The organism is Streptomyces sp. NPDC047525, from assembly GCF_040643025.1.
GTDB classification, from domain to species: Bacteria; Actinomycetota; Actinomycetes; order Streptomycetales; family Streptomycetaceae; genus Streptomyces; species Streptomyces durmitorensis.
Genome location: NZ_JBEYTL010000022.1, coordinates 41141 through 59606 on the forward strand (window position 1 = coordinate 41141; position 18466 = coordinate 59606).

14 protein-coding genes and 3 tRNA genes are annotated in these 18466 nt (G+C 71.2%); 7 read left to right on the forward strand and 10 right to left on the reverse strand.

Translation table 11 applies throughout. From position 1 onward, the window contains the following. Positions 1–12 precede the first annotated feature (12 nt). A complete protein-coding gene (locus tag ABZ833_RS39845) occupies positions 13–1290 on the reverse strand; it encodes an MFS transporter (protein WP_361058026.1) in 1278 nt (425 codons plus the stop codon). Positions 1291–1525: 235 nt separating this feature from the next. Here ABZ833_RS39845 and ABZ833_RS39850 point away from each other — a divergent pair, with 235 nt between their 5' ends. Genes ABZ833_RS39850 through ABZ833_RS39860 form a run of 3 tightly spaced genes read left to right on the forward strand, consistent with a single transcriptional unit; the run spans position 1526 to position 4475 of the window. Then, positions 1526–2563 carry a rod shape-determining protein gene (locus ABZ833_RS39850; protein ID WP_249590079.1) on the forward strand — a complete coding sequence of 346 codons (1038 nt, stop codon included), beginning with the start codon at positions 1526–1528 and terminating at the stop codon, positions 2561–2563. A 50-nt stretch (positions 2564–2613) separates the two neighbouring features. Then, complete coding sequence (locus ABZ833_RS39855) at positions 2614–2880, forward strand: hypothetical protein (RefSeq protein WP_361057858.1); 267 nt, start codon at positions 2614–2616, stop codon at positions 2878–2880. Continuing rightward, positions 2877–4475, forward strand: coding sequence for a GAF domain-containing protein (locus ABZ833_RS39860; RefSeq protein ID WP_361057860.1), 1599 nt, complete (start codon positions 2877–2879; stop codon positions 4473–4475). The genes ABZ833_RS39855 and ABZ833_RS39860 overlap by 4 nt, the downstream gene beginning before the upstream one ends. A 6-nt stretch (positions 4476–4481) precedes the next feature. On the opposite strand, the gene ABZ833_RS39865 is transcribed toward ABZ833_RS39860, so the two are convergent. The 4 genes from ABZ833_RS39865 to ABZ833_RS39880 all read right to left on the reverse strand — a co-directional run bounded on the left by ABZ833_RS39865 (position 4482) and on the right by ABZ833_RS39880 (position 5302). After that, positions 4482–4715 (reverse strand): hypothetical protein, encoded by a 234-nt coding sequence (locus ABZ833_RS39865; RefSeq protein WP_361057862.1) that lies wholly within the window; start codon positions 4713–4715, stop codon positions 4482–4484. A 187-nt stretch (positions 4716–4902) separates the two neighbouring features. Continuing rightward, positions 4903–4976 (reverse strand) — tRNA-Ile (locus ABZ833_RS39870). 175 nt (positions 4977–5151) lie between these two features. Beyond that, positions 5152–5224, reverse strand: a tRNA-Asn gene (locus ABZ833_RS39875). A gap of 5 nt (positions 5225–5229) precedes the next feature. Further along, positions 5230–5302: transfer RNA gene (locus ABZ833_RS39880), tRNA-Asn, on the reverse strand. 180 nt (positions 5303–5482) lie between these two features. On the opposite strand from ABZ833_RS39880, the gene ABZ833_RS39885 reads away from it, so the two are divergent. The 4 genes from ABZ833_RS39885 to ABZ833_RS39900 all read left to right on the forward strand — a co-directional run bounded on the left by ABZ833_RS39885 (position 5483) and on the right by ABZ833_RS39900 (position 11141). After that, entirely contained in the window at positions 5483–5785 is a 303-nt protein-coding gene (locus ABZ833_RS39885; protein WP_361057864.1) for a YtxH domain-containing protein, read from the forward strand. 62 nt (positions 5786–5847) lie between these two features. Beyond that, complete coding sequence (locus ABZ833_RS39890; protein ID WP_361057866.1) at positions 5848–7284, forward strand: FGGY family carbohydrate kinase; 1437 nt, start codon at positions 5848–5850, stop codon at positions 7282–7284. A 201-nt stretch (positions 7285–7485) separates the two neighbouring features. Further along, positions 7486–9219 (forward strand): ABC transporter ATP-binding protein, encoded by a 1734-nt coding sequence (locus ABZ833_RS39895; RefSeq protein ID WP_361057868.1) that lies wholly within the window; start codon positions 7486–7488, stop codon positions 9217–9219. Continuing rightward, positions 9219–11141 carry an ABC transporter ATP-binding protein gene (locus tag ABZ833_RS39900; RefSeq protein ID WP_361057870.1) on the forward strand — a complete coding sequence of 641 codons (1923 nt, stop codon included), beginning with the start codon at positions 9219–9221 and terminating at the stop codon, positions 11139–11141. Before ABZ833_RS39895 ends, ABZ833_RS39900 begins: the two co-directional genes overlap by 1 nt. A gap of 5 nt (positions 11142–11146) precedes the next feature. Here ABZ833_RS39900 and ABZ833_RS39905 read toward each other — a convergent pair whose 3' ends face one another. The 5 genes from ABZ833_RS39905 to ABZ833_RS39925 all read right to left on the reverse strand — a co-directional run bounded on the left by ABZ833_RS39905 (position 11147) and on the right by ABZ833_RS39925 (position 18312). Continuing rightward, positions 11147–12466, reverse strand: coding sequence for an RNA polymerase sigma factor (locus ABZ833_RS39905; protein ID WP_361057872.1), 1320 nt, complete (start codon positions 12464–12466; stop codon positions 11147–11149). Positions 12467–12663: 197 nt separating this feature from the next. After that, entirely contained in the window at positions 12664–14571 is a 1908-nt protein-coding gene (gene dnaG, locus ABZ833_RS39910) for a DNA primase (protein WP_361057874.1), read from the reverse strand. 44 nt (positions 14572–14615) lie between these two features. Further along, positions 14616–15878 carry an FAD-dependent oxidoreductase gene (locus ABZ833_RS39915; RefSeq protein ID WP_361057876.1) on the reverse strand — a complete coding sequence of 421 codons (1263 nt, stop codon included), beginning with the start codon at positions 15876–15878 and terminating at the stop codon, positions 14616–14618. Positions 15879–16007: 129 nt separating this feature from the next. After that, positions 16008–17321, reverse strand: a complete 1314-nt coding sequence (locus ABZ833_RS39920) for a deoxyguanosinetriphosphate triphosphohydrolase (protein ID WP_361057878.1) — start codon at positions 17319–17321, stop codon at positions 16008–16010. A 79-nt stretch (positions 17322–17400) separates the two neighbouring features. Next, on the reverse strand, positions 17401–18312 hold the full coding sequence (locus tag ABZ833_RS39925; protein ID WP_361057880.1) for a sirohydrochlorin chelatase: 912 nt from the start codon (positions 18310–18312) through the stop codon (positions 17401–17403). Positions 18313–18466: the final 154 nt, after the last annotated feature.

Consider the following 18466-nt stretch of genomic DNA (forward strand, 5'->3'; position numbering starts at 1 on the left):
ACTCCCGCGCCGCTACGCCTCCGGCACCCTCGCGTCATACCGGGCAAACCTCCGCCACTTCAGCGCCAGAAGCCCCACGGCGACGACACACGCGACCCCTCCCCCCACCACCGCCAACCCGGGCGACGCCAGATCCCCCACCGACCCCGCGACGAAGTCCCCGAGGCGTGGCCCGCCCGCGACCACCACGATGAAGACCCCCTGCAGCCGCCCCCGCATCTCGTCCGGCACGGCCGCCTGCAGCATTGTGCTGCGGAACACCATCGAGATGGTGTCCGCGCAGCCCGCGAGGGCGAGGAAGAACAGCCCGAGCCACAGGTTCCGCGTGAGGCCGAAGACGGCGATGGCCGTCCCCCAGCCGGCGACCGCGAGGAGGATCGCGAGGCCGTGCCGCCTGATCCGCCCCAGCCACCCGGAGAACACGCTGCCAAGGAGCGCCCCCACCGCGGGAGCCGCGACCAGCAGGCCCACCGACTTCGCGTCGCCCCCGAACCACACCACCGCCACCGCGGGGAACAGCGCCCTGGGGTGCGCGAGCACCATCGCGCACATGTCCGTGAAGAACGTCATCCGCAGGTTCGGCCGCGTGGCCAGGAACCGCAGCCCTTCGAGCACCGAAGCCCGCTTCCTGCGGACCCCCTCCTCCGCCCCCTCGGGCCGCATCACCGGCAGCCGCCACATCGCGTACAGCGCCGCGCCGAAGGCCACCGCGTCGACCGTGTACGCCGCCTGATAGCCCCACAGGCCGACGACGAGTCCGCCCAGCATGGGGCCGAGCATCGTGCCCCCTGTCGTCGTGATCGACGACAGGGCGTTGGCCGCGGGCAGCTGCTCCGGCGGCAGGAGCCGCGGGATCATCGACGAGCGCGCCGGCGAGTTCAGCGCCCCGCAGACCGCCTGCAGCGCGACCACGGAGTACAGGAACCACACGTGGTGGTAGCCCGCGAACGCGACCGCCGCGAGCGCGACGGAGAGCCCGCACGAGCCGATCGACGAGTAGAGGCCCAGCTTCCGCCGGTCCACCGTGTCCGCGATCGCGCCCCCGTACAGGCCGAAGACCACGAGAGGGACCAGGGAGAAGAGCCCCACCAGGCCGACGGAGAAGCTGGAGTGCGTGATGTCGTAGACCTGGAGGGAGACCGCGAGGGCGGTCATCGCCTGGCCGGTCCAGGAGATCGTGTTGCCGACCCAGAGACGGCGGTAGTCGACGGACGTTCGCAAAGGCGTCAGATCGGCGAGTATCCGCCTTTTCGTGACGGGCCCCTGGGGCTCCACTGGTAGCGGGGACAGCGGGGGGTCGCCGGCGGCTTCGGGTATCCGGGGGCCGTCGGCTTCGTCTTCTTCCGGGGGCGTATGCGTCACACGGGATGCTAACTGCGCCGCCCGAGATGCGATCAAGACCACCCGTGCGGCGGCACCCCGCCCGGCTCAGCCCAACGCGCGCGCCGCCCGCGGCCACCGCACGATGCGAGACAGGACCGTCGTCCGACGGTCCGTACGGTCTGCGCTCTCGGGAGGATCTGCCATGACCGTCAGTCTGGAGCAGTTGCGCCGCTGCCACATCGCCGTCGACCTTGGGGCCGCGAGGACCCGGGTGTTCGTGAAGGGCGCGGGTCTCGTCGTCGACGAACCGAGTGCCGCCGCCGTGAACACGCGGACGGGCGCGCTCATCGCGGTCGGCCAGTTCGCCGAGCAGATGACGGGACGTACGCCGGGCTACATCCGGGTCGTACGGCCGGTCTCCGGCGGCACCGTCGTCGACATCGAGATGGCCCAGCGCATGCTGCGCCACCTCCTCGGCGAGAAGCTCCGGCGCACCCTGCGCCGCAAGCCGCGCCTGCGCGCCGCCGCCTGCACGCCGCACGACGCGGATCCGCTGGCCCAGCGCGCCGCCGTCGAGACGATGGTCGGGCTCGGGGCGCGCAGGGTCGAGCTGGTGGACACGCTGATCGCGGCCGCGGTCGGCTGCGGGCTGCCCGTGGAGCGGCCGGAAGCGACCATGATCCTGGTGTGCGGTGCCGCGACCACGCAGGTCGCGGTGTTGTCGCTCGGTTCGATCGTCACCGCCCAGCGGATCCCGGTCGGCGGCGAGGCCATCGACCACGCGATCGTCCAGCACCTGCGCCACCACCACGAACTGATGCTGCCGAGCCAGTCGGTACGTCCGCTGCAGCTCGCCCTGCGAGGCAACGGCCTGACTCCGCACGGTCCCGAGTCGACCGAGATCCACGGCCGTGACGTCGCCACGGGGCTGGCCCGCTCGGTGCACGTCGACACCGCCGCCGTCCGCGACGCGATCCACACCCCGCTCACCGCCGTGCTCGACGGCATCGGCAAGGTGCTGCGGGACTGCCCGCCCGATCTGGTGGCCGACCTGGCCGACCGCGGGATCATGATGGTCGGCGGCAGCGCGCTGCTCCCGGGGCTCGACCAGATGCTGCGGGACGCGACGGGGATGCCGGTGGCGATCGCCGAGCGGCCCGACGTGTGTGCCGTGCTCGGGCTCGGGGCGATGCTGGAGGGCAAGATCCAGCCCCTGGTCCTCGACCCGCTGTCCGGCTGATCCCGGCCCTCCCCCGCTGATCCGGCACCACCCCGCGGAAGAGCGCCCGTATGTCGATGACCGTGCAGCTGATCGGCTCCGCGCTGATCCTGCTCGCCTTCGTCCTCGCCCAGGCGGGCAGGCTCGGCACGGGCACCTGGTCCTACCTCTGGCTGAACTTCGTCGGGTCGGGGCTCACCGCGGGCGATGCTCTCCACGAACGGCAGTGGGGATTTCTGCTTCTGGAGGGTGCGTGGATGGTGGTCTCGTTGCTGAGCCTGGTCAAGAAGGCGCGGGGCGGCGGCCTCGGCAGGGCCACGGGCGGCCAAGGCCGATGAACGGCGACGACCTGCCCCTCCCCCTCGTCCCCCTCCTGGACGCGGTGCTCGGCGTCGGCTCGGACCTCGAACTGCACGCCACGCTCCAGCACATCGTTCAGAGCGCGGCCGAGCTGACCGGCGCGCGGTACGGCGCGCTCGGCGTCATCGACCCCGGGCACGGCAAGCTGACCGATCTGTTCACGGCGGGCCTGACCCAGGCCGAGCGGGACCGCATCGGTCCCCTGCCCGACGGCCACTCGGGGCTCCTCGGCACCCTGATCCGCGAGCCGAAGCCGCTGCTCCTGGACGACCTCACCACGGACCCGCGCTCGTGCGGCGTACCGCCGGGGCACCCGGAGATGCACAGCTTCCTGGGCGTCCCGGTGCACGTCCACGACGAGGCGTTCGGCAATCTCTACCTCACCGAGAAGCGCGAGGGCCCCTTCACGGACGAGGACCTGCAACTGCTCCGCATCCTCGCGAGCCAGGCGGGCATCGCGATCGGCAACGCCCGCCTGTACGAGGCGGCCAGGCAGCGGGAGCGGTGGATCGACGGCGCGGCCGCGGTCACCACGGCCCTGCTCACCGGCGAACCGGCGGCCGACGCGCTGATGACGGTCGCCGAGCAGGCCCGGATCCTCGCGAACGCCTCCGCGGGGGTGATCCTGCAGCCCACGGAGCAGGGCGGCATGCGGATCGTCGCGGCGGCCACGGAGGAGGAGACCGCCGAGCCCGCGAGCGGGACCCCGGCCCATCCGCACGACCTCCAGAACGACCTCATCGGCACCACCATCGAGCCCGGCAGCGCGGTGTTGGAGCAACTGCTCGGGGGCGAGCCGGTGTTCATCGAGGACTCCGCGACCGATCCACGGATGACCACGCACGTGCGGTCCAACTTCGGGCCGAGCCTGATGCTGCCGCTGCAGGCGGGCGGACGGCTCATCGGGACGCTCGCGCTGCCGCGCCGCAGGGGCGAGCGCGCCTACACCTCCGTGGAGCGGCTGCTCGCCACCCAGTTCGCCTCGCAGGCCGCGCTTGCCCTCGTCCTGGCGGACGCCCAGCAGAGCCGGCAGCGCCTCGCGGTGTTCGAGGACCGTGACCGCATCGCCCGCGATCTGCACGACCTCGTCGTCCAGCGGCTCTTCGCCACCGGAATGATGCTGGAGTCGACGCGGAGCAGGGACCGCTCGCCCCAGGTCGAGTCCACGCTCGACCAGGCCGTGGACGAGCTGGAGTCCACCATCCAGGAAGTCCGTACGGCGATCTTCGCGCTCCAGCAGCCGCCCGCCGACGCCCCGACCACGTTCCGCGGCAAGGTGCTGCGCGAGACGGCGGGCGCGGCGGCGGTCGTCGGCGTACAGCCCTCGGTGCACTTCACCGGCGCCGTCGACACCCGCATCACGGACCCGGCGGCGGGCCACCTCCTCGCCGCCCTGCGCCGCGCACTGGCCACCGCGTCACGCCGCCCCGACGTCACCCGCATCGAGGTGGCGGTGGACGCACGGGCGACGCTGCCGGACGGCCGGACGGGGGTGCGCCTGACGGTCTACGACGACGGCACGACGGACGGCGTCGGAGCGGGCACGACGACCACCTGGCAGGCCCCGCTCTAGACCGCCCTAGGCCGCCTCGTACTGGTGGGCACGGCCACCGCGCCACATCACCCACGCCGGATCGTCGAGAAGCCCCTCGGCGTCCGGCAGCCCCGCCTGACGCAGGAACTCGACCACGTCGGCGTCCGAGTGCGCGAGGCCGAAGATCTGTCCACGGACCGTCACACGGCGGCCTCCGGTGCCCGACGGCGGATGCACGACCACCGGCGCGGCAGCCGCGGACCCGGCCTGCGCGCTCAACGGCGCTTCCGTGACTGCATGTACCAAGCTGCGGCGAGGCCGATGACCACCAGGACGATCAATATCTTCATGAGGCCCTGCTGCCCCGGATCCCGGAGCTGAAGCTCGCATGTCGCCATAAAGAGGCGGGCGGGGAGGTTTGCGCTGTTGACGCAGGTGGAATCGTTCCTGCGCCCCAGCGCTTCGGTGGGGCGGGTGGGACTCGAACCCACGGCCGACGGATTATGAGTCCGCTGCTCTAACCGGCTGAGCTACCGCCCCTAACGGCGCGTCGCGCACATTTGTGCGCGCCGTCTGCCGCAGCATAGCCGCTCATACGATCTCCTGCTTCGGATGGTCGGCATCGCTCGACCATGAGGACCGCAAGGCCGCCCTCATGGTTCCACCAGGCACGAAAAAGGACCCTTGAGGGCAATCTCAAGGGTCCTTCTCACAGCTCTCCCGACTGGACTCGAACCAGTAACCTGCCGGTTAACAGCCGGCTGCTCTGCCAATTGAGCTACAGGAGACCGAGCTCCCCCGACTGGACTCGAACCAGTAACCTGCCGGTTAACAGCCGGCTGCTCTGCCAATTGAGCTACAGGGGATCGTCTCGTTGCATCGAACGCAGCTACCTGGGAACTCTCCAGGCGGCGGGCGGTCGCTGCGACACATACATTAGCGCAAGCAGGGGGGTGCTCCGCCAATCGGTATCCCCCCACCGCCGACGCAGAGCAGCAGACGGGCGACAGACGCTCGGACGCCGACGCAAGGGAAGGGTGGCAGCCATGCGCTACCGGCTCACATTCGTGGCTGGAGTGGCTCTCGGGTACGTGCTCGGTACGCGGGCCGGACGTGAGCGCTACGAGAAGCTGAAGAAGTCCGCTCGTGAGTTCGCGCAGAACCCGGCCGTGCGCAACACCGTGGAGTCCGCGACGCAGCAGGGACGCGACGTGGCGGGCAAGGCCTTCCACTCCGTGTCCGAGAAGGTGGGGGACCGGGTTCCCGACTCGGTGGCCGACCGGGTGCGGTCGCTGCGCGAGCGCGGCCAGGGCAGCGGCGAGGACGACTGGGGCACCAGTAATACGTAGCCGGGACCGCTCCTGGGAGCTGAGGTACGGCAGACGTCGCGCGGTGCGGCAGAATTCCAGGCATGGGGATAGTCGCAGGGTTGGACAGTTCGCCCGATTTCACGCGCATCGTGGTCTGTGACGCGGACACGGGCGCCGTACTCAAGCAGGGCTATGCCCCGCATCCGACGGAGGGCCCCGATGGCGCGGGCCGACCGTCGGACGTGGATCCGCAGGCCTGGCTGCTCTCGCTCGGCGAGGCGGCGGGCGGCGGGCTGCTCGAAGGCGTGCAGGCCATCGGCGTCTCCGCGCAGCAGAACGCGGTCGTCCCCCTGGACCAGCACGGCAACACCGTGCGGCCCGCGCTCGTCGGCAACGACCGGCGGGCGCAGGTCGCCGCCGCCGACCTGATCGACGGGCTCGGCAGCCGCGAGGCCTGGGCGCAGGCCGTGGGCTGCGTCCCGCAGGCGGCGCACCCCGTGACGAAGCTGCGCTGGCTGGCCAAGAGCGAGCCGGAGTCGGCCCAGCGCGTCGCCTCCCTCATACAGGCGCACGACTGGCTGGTGTGGCAGCTCCTCGGCCGGCCCGCGCGGCGCACGACCGACCGCGGCGGTGCCTCCGGGACCGGCTACTGGTCGGCGGCGACGGGTTCGTACCGCCCCGATCTGGTCGAGCTCGCGCTCGGGCACCAGACGATGCTGCCCGAGGTGATCGGCCCCGCCGAGGCCGCGGGGACGACGCCCGAGGGGCTGCTGATCTCCGCGGGGACCGGCGAGACGATGGCGGCGGCGTTCGGGCTCGGGGTCCAGCAGGGCGACGCGGTCGTCTCGTTGGGGGCTTCGGGGTCCGTGATGGCCGTGCACCACGAGGCGCTGGTCGACCCGAGCGGGACGATCACGTCGCTCGCGGACGCCACGGGGATGCATCTGCCGGTGGTGCACACGCTGAACGCGGTGCGCGTGCTGCGCGGCGCCGCCGAGATGCTCGGGGTTCCCGATCTCGAAGGGCTCTCCGATCTGGCCATGAAGTCGACGCCGGGTGCGCACGGGCTCGTACTCCTGCCGTATCTGGAGGGCGAGAAAACGCCGAATCTGCCGCACGCGGCGGGCACCCTGACCGGCCTTCGGCGCGAGTCGATGCGGCCCGAGCATCTGGCGCGGGCGGCCTTCGAGGGGATGCTGTGCGGGCTCGGGGACGCGCTCGACGTGCTGCGGGGCCGTGGCGTGGACGTGCGCCGGGTCTTCCTGCTCGGCGCGGCGGCGGAACTGCCCGCGGTGCAGGCGGCGGCGCCGATGCTGTTCGGCACGCAGGTCGTGGTGCCGCAGCCCGCGGACTACGCGGCGATCGGCGCGGCGCGCCAGGCCGCCTGGGCGCTGAGCGGTCAACTGCCTTACTGGCAGGGGGCGTCCGCGCAGGTCTTCGAGCCGGGCGACGAGCAGGCCGTGGGGCAGGCGGTGCGCCAGCAGTACCGGACGGTGCGGGAGCAGGCACATCCGGGGGCGTTCGACAGCGCCCCGTAAGGGGCGCGGGGCTGTGACATGTGCGGCTCCGCCGCGTGGGCGCGACCAGCCACGACGGACCCGCAGGGACGTACCTACTTATTGACCCAGGCAAACTTTTTACCGGGTCATGGCTTAATCGGTTGCACGCACCCGGGTGCGGTATCGGAGTATGGGGGCGCCCACGCCAGAAACCCCGCCCACGCCTCTCGAAGAGACCCCGTGCTCATACGACTCCTGCGGGCCCATCTGGGTCCGTACAAGAAGCCCATCGCCTTGCTGGTGCTGCTGCAGTTCCTGCAGACCTGCGCCTCGCTCTACCTGCCCACCCTCAACGCCGACATCATCGACGAGGGTGTCGTGAAGGGCGACACGGGCTACATCCTGTCGTTCGGCGGCGTGATGATCGCCGTCACCGTCGCCCAGGTCGTCTGCAATGTCGGTGCCGTCTATTACGGCGCCCGCACCGCGTCGGCTCTCGGCCGCGACGTGCGGGCCGCCGTCTTCGACCGCGTGCAGTCGTTCTCCGCACGGGAGTTGGGGCAGTTCGGCGCACCCTCCCTGATCACCCGGACCACCAACGACGTCCAGCAGGTGCAGATGCTGGTCCTGATGTCGTTCACGCTGATGGTGTCGGCGCCGATCATGTGCGTCGGCGGCATCGTCATGGCCCTCGGTCTCGACGTACCGCTCTCGGGTGTCCTCGTCGCCGTCGTGCCCGTCCTCGCGATCTGCGTGAGCCTGATCGTGAAGCGCCTTCGGCCGCTCTTCCGCACCATGCAGGTGCGCCTCGACACCGTGAACCGCGTGCTGCGCGAGCAGATCACCGGCAACCGCGTCATCCGCGCCTTCGTCCGCGACGCGTACGAGAAGGACCGCTTCCGGAAGGCCAACGCCGAGCTGACCGATGTGTCGCTCGGCACCGGCAAGCTGCTCGCCCTGATGTTCCCGATCGTGATGACCGTCGTGAACGTCTCGTCGATCGCCGTGGTGTGGTTCGGCGCGCACCGCATCGACAGCGGCGGCATGCAGATCGGGGCGCTCACCGCGTTCCTCGCGTATCTGATGCAGATCGTGATGTCCGTGATGATGGCCACCTTCATGTTCATGATGGTGCCGCGCGCCGAGGTCTGCGCCGAGCGCATCGAGGAGGTCCTGGACACCGAGAGCAGCGTGGTGCCCCCGGCCTCCCCCGTGACGGAGCTGCGGCGCCACGGCCACCTGGAGATCCGCGACGCGGGCTTCCGCTACCCCGGCGCCGAGGAGCCCGTCCTGAAGGCCATCGACCTCGTCGCACGGCCCGGTGAGACGACCGCCGTGATCGGGTCGACGGGCAGCGGCAAGTCGACGCTGCTCAGCCTCGTGCCGCGGCTCATCGACACCACCGAGGGCGAGGTCCTGGTGGACGGCGTGCCCGTGCACACCATCGAGCCCGCGCTGCTCGCGCGGACCGTGGGCCTGGTGCCGCAGAAGCCGTACCTCTTCGCCGGCACGGTCGCCACCAACCTCCGCTACGGAAACCCGCACGCGACGGACGAGGACCTCTGGCACGCGCTCGACGTCGCCCAGGCCAAGGGCTTCGTCGAGAGCCTGGAGGAGGGCCTGGACGCGCCCATCTCGCAGGGCGGGACGAACGTCTCCGGCGGTCAGCGCCAGCGGCTCGCCATCGCACGGACCCTGGTGCAGCGCCCCGAGATCTATCTCTTCGACGACTCCTTCTCGGCCCTGGACTACGCGACGGACGCCGCCCTGCGGGCCGCGCTCGGCCGCGAGACCGCCGAGGCGACCGTCGTGATCGTCGCCCAGCGCGTGTCGACGATCAGGGACGCCGACCGCATCGTCGTCCTCGACGAGGGCCGGGTCGTGGGGACGGGACGCCATCACGAGCTGATGGAGAGCAATGAGACCTACCGGGAGATCGTGCTCTCCCAGCTGACGGAAGCGGAGGCCGCGTAATGGCCGGTCCGGGCGGACACCAGATGATGGGGCCGGACTCCCGGTCGATGGATTTCAAGGGGTCGGGCAAGCGGCTCCTGGCGCAGTTCAGGCCCGAGCGCACCACGATGTACGGGATGCTCGCCGCCGGGGTGCTCAGCGTGGCGCTCACCGTGCTCGGCCCGAAGATACTCGGCAAGGCGACCGACCTGCTCTTCGCGGGCATCGTCGGCCGTGACATGCCGGACGGCGTCACCAAGGACCAGGCCATCGAGAGCCTGCGCGACAAGGGCGACGGCGGCATGGCCGACATGCTCTCCGGGGTCGACTTCACGCCGGGCAAGGGCATCGACTTCGGCGCCGTGGGCGAGGTCCTGCTGCTCGCGCTCGGGGTCTTCCTGATCGCGGGTCTGCTGATGGCGGTGGCGACGCGCCTTTCCAACCGCGCCATCAACAAGACCGTCTTCAAGATGCGCGGCGACGTCCAGGAGAAGCTGTCGCGGCTTCCGCTGTCGTACTTCGACAAGCGGCAGCGCGGCGAGGTGCTCAGCAGGGCGACGAACGACCTCGACAACATCGGCCAGACCCTCCAGCAGACCATGGGCCAGCTGGTGAACTCGCTGCTCACCATCGTCGGCGTACTGATCATGATGTTCTACGTCTCGCCGCTGCTCGCCCTGGTGGCGCTTGTCACCGTGCCGCTGTCGTTCTTCGTGGCGACGAAGGTCGGCAAGCGGTCGCAGCCGCAGTTCGTGCAGCAGTGGAAGTCCACCGGCAAGCTCAACGCGCACATCGAGGAGATGTACACCGGGCACAACCTGGTGAAGGTCTTCGGGCGCCAGGAGGAGTCGGCGAAGGCCTTCGCCGAGCAGAACGACGCGCTGTACGAGGCCGGGTTCAAGGCGCAGTTCAACAGCGGGGCCATGCAGCCGCTGATGTTCTTCATGTCGAACCTCAACTACGTCCTGGTGGCCGTGGTGGGTGGCCTGCGGGTCGCGTCCGGCGCCCTGTCAATCGGTGACGTGCAGGCCTTCATCCAGTACTCGCGGCAGTTCTCGATGCCGCTCACGCAGGTCGCGTCGATGGCGAACCTCGTGCAGTCCGGTGTCGCGTCCGCCGAGCGGGTCTTCGAACTCCTGGACGCGGAGGAGCAGGAGGCCGACCCGGTGCCGGGGCTGCGTCCCGACCAGCTGCGCGGCCGGGTCGAGATGGACCACGTGTCCTTCCGCTACGAGAAGGACAAGCCGCTCATCGAGGACCTGTCCCTGAAGGTCGAGCCGGGCCACACGGTGGCGATCGTCGGCCCGACCGGCGCGGGCAAGACCACGCTGGTCAATCTGCTGATGCGGTTCTACGAGGTCACCGGCGGGCGCATCACCCTCGACGGCGTCGACATAGCGCAGATGTCGCGCGACGAACTGCGGTCGGGCATCGGCATGGTGCTCCAGGACACCTGGCTGTTCGGCGGCACGATCGCGGAGAACATCGCGTACGGAGCGGCCAAGGACGTCACCCGCGAGCAGATCGAGGAGGCGGCGCGGGCGGCCCACGCCGACCGCTTCTGCCGCACGCTGCCCGACGGCTACGACACGGTGATCGACGACGACGGCACGGGGGTGAGCGCGGGCGAGAAGCAGCTGATCACGATCGCGCGGGCGTTCCTGTCCGACCCGGTGATCCTGGTCCTCGACGAGGCGACGAGTTCGGTCGACACCCGCACGGAGGTGCTGATCCAGAAGGCGATGGCGCGGCTCGCCCACGGGCGGACCTCGTTCGTCATCGCGCACCGGCTCTCCACGATCCGGGACGCGGACACCATCCTGGTGATGGAGGACGGCTCGATCGTCGAGCAGGGCACGCACGACGCGCTCCTTGCCGCGGAGGGTGCGTACGCGCGTCTGTACGCGGCTCAGTTCGCGCAGGCCGTGGCGGAGGTCGACTAGGCCGGCTAGTCGAGGTAGCCCCGCAGCTGGTCCGCGAAGGCGTGGTCACGGAGTTTGTTGAGGGTCTTGGACTCGATCTGGCGGATGCGTTCGCGGGTCACGCCGAAGATCCGGCCTATCTCCTCCAGGGTGCGGGGCCTGCCGTCCGCGAGACCGTAGCGCAGCTGGACCACCTTGCGTTCGCGCTCGCCGAGCGTGGAGAGGACCGCCTCCAGGTGCTCGCGCAGGAGGAGGAAGGCCGCCGATTCCACCGGGCTCGTCGCGTCGCCGTCCTCGATGAGGTCGCCGAGCGCGACGTCGTCCTCCTCGCCGACGGGCGCGTGCAGCGACACCGGTTCCTGGGCCAGGCGCAGGACTTCGCTGACCCGCTCGGGCGCCAGGTCCAGGTGGGCGGCGACCTCTTCGGGGGTCGGTTCGTAGCCCCGCTCCTGGAGCATGCGGCGCTGGACGCGGACGACGCGGTTGATCAGCTCGACGACGTGCACGGGGACGCGGATGGTGCGGGCCTGGTCGGCGAGGGCCCGCGACATCGCCTGGCGGATCCACCAGGTCGCGTACGTGGAGAATTTGTAGCCGCGTGCGTAGTCGAACTTCTCGACTGCCCTGATCAGGCCCAGGTTTCCCTCCTGGACGAGGTCGAGCATGGTCAGCCCGCGGCCTACGTACCGCTTGGCGACGGAGACGACCAGGCGGAGGTTGGCCTCGATCAGGCGGCGCTTGGCCATCCGGCCCACCACGACCAACTTGTCCAGGTCGAGGGCGAGTTGGGAGTCCAGGTCGGAGGCGAGGCGCAGCTTCTCCTCGGCGAAGAGACCGGCCTCGACGCCGCGCGCGAGCTCCACTTCCTCCGCCGCGGTGAGCAGGGGGATCCGGCCGATCTCGCGCAGGTACTGGCGGAACAGGTCGGACGACGGACCGCCGGTGTCGGCGCGGCCGCGGGGGGCGGGCTGGGGCAGCTCACTGCTGTCCGGTTCGAGCGCCTCCGGTGCGTCCGGGGGTTCGGGGGCCGCTTCCGCTTCGGGGCTCTCGGGGCCCGCCTCCGGGTGCCGTGCGGCGCGGCTCTGCGGTGGCACGGCCGCGATGACGTCCGCATCCACCGCCGCCTCCGCTTCCGCGGCAACGGCGGTCTCGGTCTGGGTGAGGGTCTGGGTCTGCACGGGGGCGACCTCCATGATGATCGCTGCTGAGGCGTGCGGCAGCGGTTCAGCGGGATCGGCTTCGACGGCCTCGCCGCTGTCCGTCCCGAACACGATGTGTGGAATCGCGGGTGTACCGGATCCGCATCCGCTGTCTGCGGGCCGGCCGCGCTCCGAGGACTCAGGCACCGCAACCCAGTGTGGGGCACGACACACGGCCGCCACGAGGGGCGTGCGGTGACTTTTTGAGTCCGGTCCGTGACCGCGTGGTTACCCGACGGGTAACCAGCCGGGCGTACGCGAACCTCAGATCTCGGCCCGGAGAGGGCTCGACCCCTGTCCGGAGCGAGGGCACGGGGTGGGCGGCCGCCTCCCCGAGCGGGAGCTCAGAGTGCGTCCGCGCCGCGCTCGCGCAGTGCCCTGCCGTACTGCTGGAGGACCCACAACTCGTTCTGGACGGCCGCCAGTTGTGCGGGGTCCCCCTGTGCGCTCAGGCGGGCGAGGCTGCCCTGGACGTCGCGGATGCGGCGGTCGACGGCGCGCAGCCTGACCTGGACGAGCTGGGTGCCCGCATAGATCTCGTCCACCGATCTGCGCAGAATCGCCTCCACGGCCAGCTCGGTGACCATCGCGCGGACCGTGTCGTCCGGCGCCGCGTCCAGGACGCGGGCGAGGTAGGTCTGCGGCTCGGGGATGCCCGCCTCGGCGCCGCCCGCCTCCTCGACGCACTGGCGCACCGCCGCGTACGGCGGCGCGGTGAACTCGTCCACTCCGTACGCGTCGAAGGCCGGGGAGACCAACTCGGGGCGCTGGAGGGCCAGTTTGAGCAGCTCGCGCTCGGTGCGGTGGGCGGGGCTGCGCAGGGTGAGCGCGGGGCCCGATGGCGCGGACGGTGCCGCGGCCGCGTACTGCTGGTCCTGGCGCGTGCGCTGCTGCTGCGGGGCCGGGCCCCTGCCGCCGCGGTCGCGGGCCCAGCGCGCCAGCTGGGCGACGCGCTTGACCACGAACTGGGTGTCCATGATGCCGAGCATCCCGGCGAGCTGGACGGCCACTTCGTGCTGTGCGCCGCTGTTCTTGATGCGGGCCACGACCGGCGCCGCCTCGTCCAGGGCGGCGGCGCGGCCCGCGGGGGTCTCCAGGTCGTACCGCCCGACGATCTGGCGCAGCGCGAACTCGAAGAGCGGCGTGCGGGGTTCGACGAGGTCGGCGACCGCCGCGTCCCCCTTGGCCAGGCGCAGCTCGCAGGGGTCCATGCCCTCGGGCGCGATGGCGATGTACGTCTCGGCGGCGAACTTCTGGTCGTCCTCGAAGGCGCGCAGGGCGGCCTTCTGGCCTGCCGCGTCGCCGTCGAAGGTGAAGATCACCCGCGCCGAGCCGTTGTCCATCAGGAGGCGGCGCAGGATCTTGATGTGGTCGCCGCCGAAGGCGGTGCCGCAGGTCGCGATGGCGGTGGTGACACCGGCGAGGTGGCAGGCCATGACGTCCGTGTACCCCTCGACGACGACCGCGCGGGAGGTCTTGGCGATCTCCTTCTTGGCGAGGTCGACGCCGTAGAGCACCTGGCCCTTTTTGTAGATCGGCGTCTCGGGGGTGTTGAGGTACTTCGGGCCGTTGTCGTCCTCGCGCAGGCGGCGCGCGCCGAAGCCGACGACCTCGCCGCTGATGTCGCGGATCGGCCACATCAGACGGCCGCGGAAGCGGTCGATGGGGCCGCGGCGGCCCTCCTGGGAGATGCCGGAGAGGACCAGCTCCTTGTCGCTGAAGCCCTTGCCGCGCAGGAACCGGGTGAGGTGGTCCCAGCCCGCGGGGCTGTAGCCCACGCCGAAGTGCGCGGCGGCGGCCTGGTCGAAGCCGCGCTCGGCCAGGAACTTCCGGCCGATCTCCGCCTCGGGGCTCTCCAGCTGGTCGATGTAGAACTGCGCGGCGATCTTGTGGGCCTCTACGAGGCGGATGCGCTCCCCGCGCTGGTTCGAGGGGTTGTACCCGCCCTCTTCGTACCGCAGCGTGATGCCCGCCTGGGCGGCGAGGCGCTCGACCGTCTCCGAGAAGGTGAGGTGGTCGATCTTCATCACGAAGGCGATCGTGTCTCCGCCTTCCTGGCAGCCGAAGCAGTGGAAAAGACCCTTGCTCGGGCTGACCTGGAAGGACGGTGACTTCTCGTCGTGGAAGGGGCACAGGCCCTTGAGGTTGCCTCCGCCCGCGTTCCGCAGCTGGAGGTAGTCGGAGACCACGGCGTCGATCGGGACCGCGTCCCGAACCGCCTTCACGTCCTCGTCATTGATCCTGCCTGCCACGTAGGAATACTACGGCCCGGCTGTGACACTCCCGCCCGGCCCCTTCACCCAAGCAGCGACTCCAGCGGGACGGACGGGTCCGAGAGGGACTCGGCGGGCGGCCGGGCGCCCGTGCGGATCAGCTTCTGGATGGTGTCCGTGACGTCCCACACATTCACGTTCATCCCGGCGAGCACGCGGCCCTCGCTCAGCCAGAAGGCGACGAACTCCCGCTTCCCCGCGTCGCCTCGGACCACGACCTGGTCGTACGACCCCGGGGGCGCCCATCCCGAGTACTCCAGACCGACGTCGTACTGATCCGAGAAGAAGTAGGGCACCCGGTCGTACGTCACGTCCTGGCCGAGCATCGCGCGGGCCGCGGCAGGGCCGCCGTTCAGGGCGTTCGCCCAGTGCTCCACGCGCAGCCTCGCGTCGAAGAGCGGGTGCTGGACGGCGGCCACGTCGCCCGCCGCGAAGATGTCCGGGTCCGAGGTCCGCAGGGAGGCGTCGACCACGACACCGCCGCCGTGCGCACGGTCGGCGATCTCGAGCCCCGCGGACTCGGCGAGCGCGGTGCGCGGGGCGGCGCCGATCGCGGCGAGCACGTCGTGCGCCGGGTGCTCCTCGCCGTCGTCCGTGCGGGCGGCGAGGACCAGGCCGTCCTGGCCCGCGATCTCGGTGAGCGTGGCGCCGAAGTGGAAGCGCACGCCGTGCTCGGCGTGCAGGTCGGTGAACATCTGGCCGATCTCGGGGCCGAGGACCGCGTGCAGCGGGGTGGCCTGGGGCTCCACGACGGTGACCTCCGCGCCGTACGTCCGCGCGGCCGCGGCGACCTCAAGGCCGATCCAGCCCGCTCCGGCGATCACCAGGTGGCCGTTGTCCCGGCCGAGAGTGGCGAGAACCTGACGCAGCCGGTCGGCGTGCGCGAGGCGGCGCAGGTGGTGCACGCCCACCAGGCCGGTGCCCGGGACGTCGAGGCGGCGCGGCTCGGCGCCGGTGGCCAGAAGGAGCTTGTCGTAGTGGATGACGGCGCGGTCACCGAGGTGGACGGCCTTGGCCGCCCGGTCGATGGAGACGACGGTCTGGCCGAGATGCAGCTCCACGTCCGCCTGTGCGTACCAGGCGGGTTCGTGGACGAAGACGCTGTCGCGCTCCTCCTTGCCCAGGAGATATCCCTTCGACAGGGGTGGGCGCTCGTACGGGTGATCGCGTTCGTCACCGATGAGGATCACCCGGCCGGTGAAGCCCTCGGACCGGAGTGTCTCGGCCGCTTTCGCGCCCGCGAGACCTCCTCCGACAATGACGAACGTCTGATCCGCGTCGACCACTTGATGCCTCCTCAAAGCCTTGCCGTCACGGGGGAGCGTCCCGCACGCAGCGTGATGGGGGAAGGGGTTGCGAACCGATCCGGCCAGTTTTCGTCACGCCCCGTGGTCGATCGGCTCATTCCGCATATGTCAGGGGTGTCTTGCCGTGAGCCGCGCGTGCAGGGAACGGGCGGCGGCGTCCGTGAGCGACGCGATCTGGTCGACGACCACGCGCAGCGCCGCGCGGTCGTCGGCCGCGGTGTCGTAGAGCGCGCGGAACTGCGGGTCGAGCCCTTCGGGGGCGCGGGCCGTGAGCGCCTCGGCCAGCTCGGCGACGACGATCCGCTGGTCGGCGCGGAGCCGCTCCTGGGCGGGGCGCTGCATCACGTACCGGTCGGCGACGGCCTTGAGGACCGCGCACTCGTGGCGGGCCTCGCGCGGGACGACGAGCTCGGCGGCGTACCGCGTGAGCGGGCCCTTGCCGTACCGCAGGCGCGTGGCGGTCTCGGCGGCGAGGCAGAAGTGGCCGATGAGCTGGCTCGTGGCGTCCTTCAGACGGCCCTGGGCGATGGCGGAGCCGTCGTACCCATGCGGCCACCACTCCTGTTCCAGGAGGCGGTCGAGGGCCTCGGAGAGCTCTTCGGGGTCGGTGTCCGCCGGTACGTACCGGCCGATGGCGACGGCGAAGATGTCCTGACGCTCGGGCTCCGCGTGCAGCAGGTTCGGGTCGAGGTGCCCGGCGTGCAGGCCGTCCTCGATGTCGTGCACCGAGTACGCGACGTCGTCCGACCAGTCCATGACCTGGGCCTCGAAGCAGCTGCGGCGGCTCGGGGCCTCCTTGCGGACCCAGTCGAAGACCGGCCGGTCGTCTTCGTAGACCCCGAACTTGGGGGAATCGAGGTCGGTGGGGTGCGCGCCGCGCGGCCAGGGGTACTTGGTGGCGGCGTCCAGGGCGGCACGGGTCAGATTCAGCCCCACGCTGACGAGTTCGTCCGTCTCCTCGCTCCGGACGAACCGCTTCGGTTCGATGCGGGTGAGGAGGCGCAGGGACTGGGCGTTGCCCTCGAAACCGCCGCAGCTCTCGGCGACTTCGTTCAGCGCCTGCTCGCCGTTGTGCCCGAAGGGCGGGTGGCCCATGTCGTGGGAGAGGCAGGCGGTCTCGACCAGGTCGGGGTCGCAGCCGAGGGCGGCGCCGAGTTCGCGGCCGACCTGGGCGCACTCCAGGGAGTGCGTCAGACGGGTGCGTGCGCTGGCGTCCCACGCTTCGTTGCTGCGCGTGCCGGGCGTGACCACCTGGGTCTTTCCTGCGAGGCGGCGCAGCGCGGAGGAGTGCAGGACGCGCGCGCGGTCCCGCTGGAAGGCGGTGCGCCCCGGCCGTTTGTCCGGCTCGGTGGCCCATCGCTCGACGGCGGCCTTGTCGTAGGCCGCCTCGTGGTCGTACGCGTGCGGTGCAGTGCCTTCCATGCACCGACAGTAAACGCAAGCAGTGACAAAGAGGGCTTCAGGGCCTCTCGGTGGCCGACGGACAACCGTCGGCCGGAGGTCACGCGGACGTCAGCTGACGGGGCGAAACCTGTGTGGCGCTCGCGCGGGCGGTGTCGTAGCGGTGCAGGAGGAGGCGGGCCATCGCCCGGTGGGCGCCGAGCGGGGCCGACGCGATCCAGGGGGCGGCGTCGGCGCACTGCGTGGCGAAGCGGCCCGGCGCCGTGAAGTACGAGGCCACGGCGGTGCGGTGGCGGCCGCGGGCGGCGAGGGCGCGCACCGCAGCGGGCACGCTCAGCGCGGAGGCCGTGGTCGTCGACGCGTACGCGGGCACCACCGGTACGCCGAGCCGCCGGGCGAGGAGGTCCGCCGTGCGCCGGGTGTCCGTGGCGGAGTCCGGGTCGCGGGAGCCCGCGGCGGCCAGGACCACTCCGGCGGTGCGCCGGTCCGCCTCGCCGAGCCGGGTGGGCCAGCCCGCTTCGACGAGCCGGTCGTGCAGCGCGTCGACGAGCAGGGGGTGCGGGCCGAGCGGGGCGGCGACCCGCGTGTCGAGGTGCGGCGCGGCGGCTGCGGCCTCGGGGATGTCGTGCTTGACGTGGTAGCCGCGGCCGAGCAGCAGCGGCACGAGGACGGCGGAGCCGGTCGCCCCGGCGAGGGTGTCGGTGAGCAGCGGCTCGTTCAGCTCGATGTGGCCGAGGCGCACGGTGAGGCCGGGGCGCAGCTCACGGACCCGTTCGATGAGTGCCGTGACGGTGGCGAGAGCGCGGGGGTCACGGCTGCCGTGGCCGACCACGACGAGGGCGGGCGCCGGTGCGGTGCGTGGTGCGGTGCGAGGTGCGCTGCGGCGCCTGCCGTCGAGCGACACGAGGGTGAGCTGGCTGCCGAGCTGGCTGGTGATCCGGTCCATGATTTGCGCCGTACTTTCGAGAGGGGTGCTGCCGGACTCGTCGCGAAGAGGGTTCGACGGCGTCATGGACCGAGGATGGCCGCGCCACGTTGCGGTCGCGTTGCGCGCCGGTGACGGGCCCTTTCGGCCTGGCTCACCGGCGGCGGCCCGGCGTTGTCAGCGCGGTCGCTTACCGTTGTCCACAGTGATCGGATCGGGGGGATCCGGCATCGGGGCACGG